Annotated in this window: 3 protein-coding genes; 2 read left to right on the plus strand and 1 reads right to left on the minus strand. The window is 72.4% G+C overall.

All coding sequences use genetic code 11. From position 1 onward, the window contains the following. Positions 1–159 (minus strand): acyl-CoA dehydrogenase family protein (locus VIU94_RS41260; protein WP_331920236.1); only part of this gene is annotated, 159 nt, incomplete at its 3' end. 256 nt (positions 160–415) lie between these two features. Between VIU94_RS41260 and VIU94_RS41265 the strand changes: the two genes are divergently transcribed. Both VIU94_RS41265 and VIU94_RS41270 read left to right on the plus strand, forming a co-directional pair. Next, the gene (locus VIU94_RS41265) at positions 416–1,579 is read left to right on the plus strand and encodes an N-acetylmuramoyl-L-alanine amidase (RefSeq protein WP_331920234.1); all 1,164 of its coding nucleotides are present in this window, start codon (positions 416–418) and stop codon (positions 1,577–1,579) included. 168 nt (positions 1,580–1,747) lie between these two features. Continuing rightward, the coding region (locus tag VIU94_RS41270; RefSeq protein ID WP_414721102.1) for an ATP-binding protein at positions 1,748–3,708 on the plus strand (1,961 nt) is incomplete at its 3' end.

Consider the following 3,708-nt stretch of genomic DNA (forward strand, 5'->3'; position numbering starts at 1 on the left):
GGCCGCGACCAGCGCGTCCAGCGCCTCCTGCGGGAACCGGCCCTCCTCGTCCACCGCCGCCGCGAACGGAGTGATCTTCGCCTCCGCGAGCGAACGGACCGTGTCCCGGAGCATGTCGTGCTCCTCCGACGGCCGGTACAGATCGAAGTCCTTGCCCATGATCCTGGCGCTCCCCTACAGCAACGGCTTCAGCTTGGCTTTTGGCACTGAGTACCCTCAGCAAAACACACTCAGTGCCACGATGCCAGCGACTCGGGGAACGGGGTTCCGTGACGAAGCTCGCGTACTCCGCTTGGTACGGCCGAACGAAGGGTAATGCCCTGGTTTATGCGGTTTATAGGTCTTCTCTGATCGTCGGCCCGGTAGAAGACAGGCGTCCGACGTCTTGCCGCCGCACCGGGAGTACCGAGAACCGATGGCACATGCACGCACTCTGACCGTGGCGACCGCGGTGGTGGGGGCCGCGGGGGCCCTCCTCTGCCTGACGGCGGCGACCACCGCCACCGCCACCGTGACGCCGGCCCTCCAGCCGCTCGGCCGACCCGGCTCCGTCCACTCCGTCCCGGTGCCGCACGGCGCCGACCCGGGCGCCCGGGCCCTCTCCGCCCGTACCACCGGGCCGTTCAGCATGATCGGCCTGACCTGGGACGACCCGGACGCCAAGCTGGACGGCACCGCCCAGATCCGTACCCGCGACGCCCGGACCGGCCTCTGGACCACCTGGCGCACCCTCGACACCGACGCGCGCACCCCCGAGTCGGGACGCGAGACCGCGGACGGCGACGTACGGGCCGGGGCCCAGCCGCTGTGGACGGGCGCCTCCGACGGCGTCCAGTTCCGGGCCACCGGCGAGGGGCTGCCGGCGGGGCTGCGGGTGGAGCTCGTCGACCCGGGCGACCCGGAGGTCGCCACCGAGACCCCCGACACCGCCCCGGAGGTCCCCGCCGAGACCTCCGACACCGCCTCGGCCGCGCCCGCCGCCGCGGGCCTGCCGCCGATCACCTGGCGCTCCTGGTGGGGCGCCGACGAGTCGCTGGTCACGTCCTCGCCGACGTACACCGACGACACCAAGGCGATCTTCGTCCACCACACGGCGGGCACCAATGCCTACGAGTGCAGCCAGTCGGCCTCGCTGGTCCGCGGGATCTTCCTCTACCACGTGCAGAGCCAGGGCTGGAGCGACATCGGCTACCACTTCCTGGTCGACAAGTGCGGCACCGTCTTCGAGGGCCGGGCCGGCGGCATCGACAAGCCGGTCAAGGGCGCCCACACCTATGGCTTCAACACCGACACCAGCAGCATCTCCGTCATCGGCAACTACAACACCGCCACCGCCGACGCCGTGGTGAAGACCGCCGTCGCCCGGGTCGCCGCCTGGAAGCTCCGCCTCTTCGGTCACGACCCCGCCGGCGCCGTCACCCTCACCTCGGGCGCGAACAACGGCTACTACACGACCGGGCAGCAGGTCTACCTCCCCCGGATCTCCGGGCATCGCGACGGGTATCCGACGGAATGTCCCGGATCCAACCTCTACGGGGCGCTCCCCGAGATCCGGCACACGGCCTACGTCGGCGGCTGACCGGCGCCGTCGATTTCCGGTCAGTCGGGCAGGCGCTCCGCCCGTCATGTCCGCCGGTGCTGTCGGTCCGGCTGGGTAGCGTGAGGGAACAGAAACCCAGAGATCACTTTCACGGCACATGTTGTGTGCAGCGCGTTTGTGGGGAACAGGCGCAGGAAGGGATTCCTCATGCATTCGACCACCGACAGAACGGGCGTCGTCTCCCTGTCCACCGCCGGCCTCGTGGGGCGCGATTCCGAATTCCGGGAACTGCGTTCCCGGGTCGACTGCCCGGAGACCCGCCTCATCACCGTCACCGGGCCGGTGGGGGTGGGCAAGAGTCGCCTCGCCGCGGCCGTCTTCGACGCGGCGCTCGGCGGCTTCACCGACGGCGGGCGCTTCCTCGACCTGAACGAGGCGTCCGCGGCGCGGGACCCCGAGGAGACCCTGGCCGGCCTCCTCGGCCTGCCGGCGGACGGCCTGCGCGAGGGGCTGCGGGACCGCTCCTTCCTGCTCGCCCTGGACGGAGTCGACCGCATCCGCACCGAGCTCGCCCCGGCCGTGCAGAGCCTGGTGACGGACTGCCCCGGACTGACCGTGCTGCTCACCGGGCCGGAACGGCTGGGCGTGTACGGCGAGGCCGTGCTCTGCCTCGACCCGCTGCCGACACCCGAACCGGCCGCGGCGCCCGACCTCGCCGCGCTCGAACAGAACCCGGCCGTACGCCTTTTCGTCGAGCGCACCCGGCTCGTGCGGCCCAATTTCGTGCTCACCGAGGACAACCTGGACGCGGTGGTCCGGCTCTGCGCCCGCACCGACGGGCTCCCCATGGCCATCGAATTCGCCGCCGCCCGCATGAAACTGATGTCGCCCCAGCGCCTGCTCGCCGAACTCGACGAGGACCTCGGCGCGCTCTCCGGCAGCGATTTCGACACGCTGTCCCGGCACTGCGGGATGCACGCGGCCATCGAGCACTGTCTGAGCATGCTCTCCGACGAGGAGAGCCACATGCTGCGTCGCGTATCCCTCTTTCACCGGGAATTCGACCAGGAATCCGCCGAGGGCGTCGCCGGCGCCGGCCCGGCCCGGACGCACCGCCTCCTGGAATCCCTCGTCGACAAGAGCATTCTGCGGACCAGCGAATGCCCCGACGGGGATCTGCTCATCACCACCCTGGGCCTGACCCGGCAGTACGTGCTCGAACAAATGCGGCAGGGCGAGGAGCACCTCCCCGCCCGCCGCGACCACGCCGGGTACTTCGTGCGTCTGATCGACGAGGCCCGGGCGGACCTGATCGGCCCGGGCCAATCGCTCCGGCTGATCGAGTTCGACCACTGGATGTCGGACATCGCCGAGGCCCTGGCCTTCCTGTCGGCCACCGGCGACCGGGAGAACGTTGTCAGATGCGTCACCGCCCTGCTCCCGTACTGGTACGCCCGCGGCCGCGCAGCCGACGCGGTGGCCTGGCTCCGGGCCGCGCTCGGCCCGGTCGACGACGACGAGTCCGTACCGACGATCGCGACCCCGATCGCGACGCCGATCACGCCCCGGACCGCCGCCGCCGGCGAGCGGGCCCTCGCCGAACTGCTCGCGGCCACCGGCGCGTTCGCCGACGCCGAGCAGTGGCTGGCCAGGGCCCTGACGCACGCCCGCGCGCTCGGCGACGAGTCGGGGACCCTCGCCTGCCTGCGGCTCGCCGGGCTCGCGGCCTTCCAGCAGGGCGACCTGCCCGCGGCGGAACGGTTCCTCGCCCAGTGCGCCGCCGAGGCCGGCCGGCACGATCCGCACGAGCGGGCCGCGGCCCTGCGCGCCCTCGCGGACGTACGCCGGGCCGCCGGCGACGCGCGCGGGGCGACCGCCCCCGCCGAGGAGGCGCTGGCGCTGCTCCAGCGGGTCAAGGACGTCCGCGGGGTCGTGCGGACCAACGTCGTGCGCGCCGACATCGCCTTCGACGCCGGCGACCCGGACGCCGCCGTCGAGCTGCACCAGACCGCGCTGCTCCAGGCCGCCGAACTCCAGGACGTGGAGGCCGGCGCCCTCGGCCTGGAGCGGTTCGCGATCCTGCTGACCCGGAGCCAGGGCCGGTCCACCGAGGTCTGGCGGCGGGCCGCCCAGGCCCTCGGGGCCGCCGCCGCGCTGCGCGCCGCCAC

Source organism: Streptomyces sp., from assembly GCF_036566765.1.
GTDB lineage: Bacteria > Actinomycetota > Actinomycetes > Streptomycetales > Streptomycetaceae > Streptomyces.

Excerpts from the sequence above, each read along its gene's own strand:
- VIU94_RS41265 (WP_331920234.1), top strand. The coding sequence starts at position 416 with ATGGCACATGCACGCACTCTGACCGTGGCGACCGCGGTGGTGGGGGCC.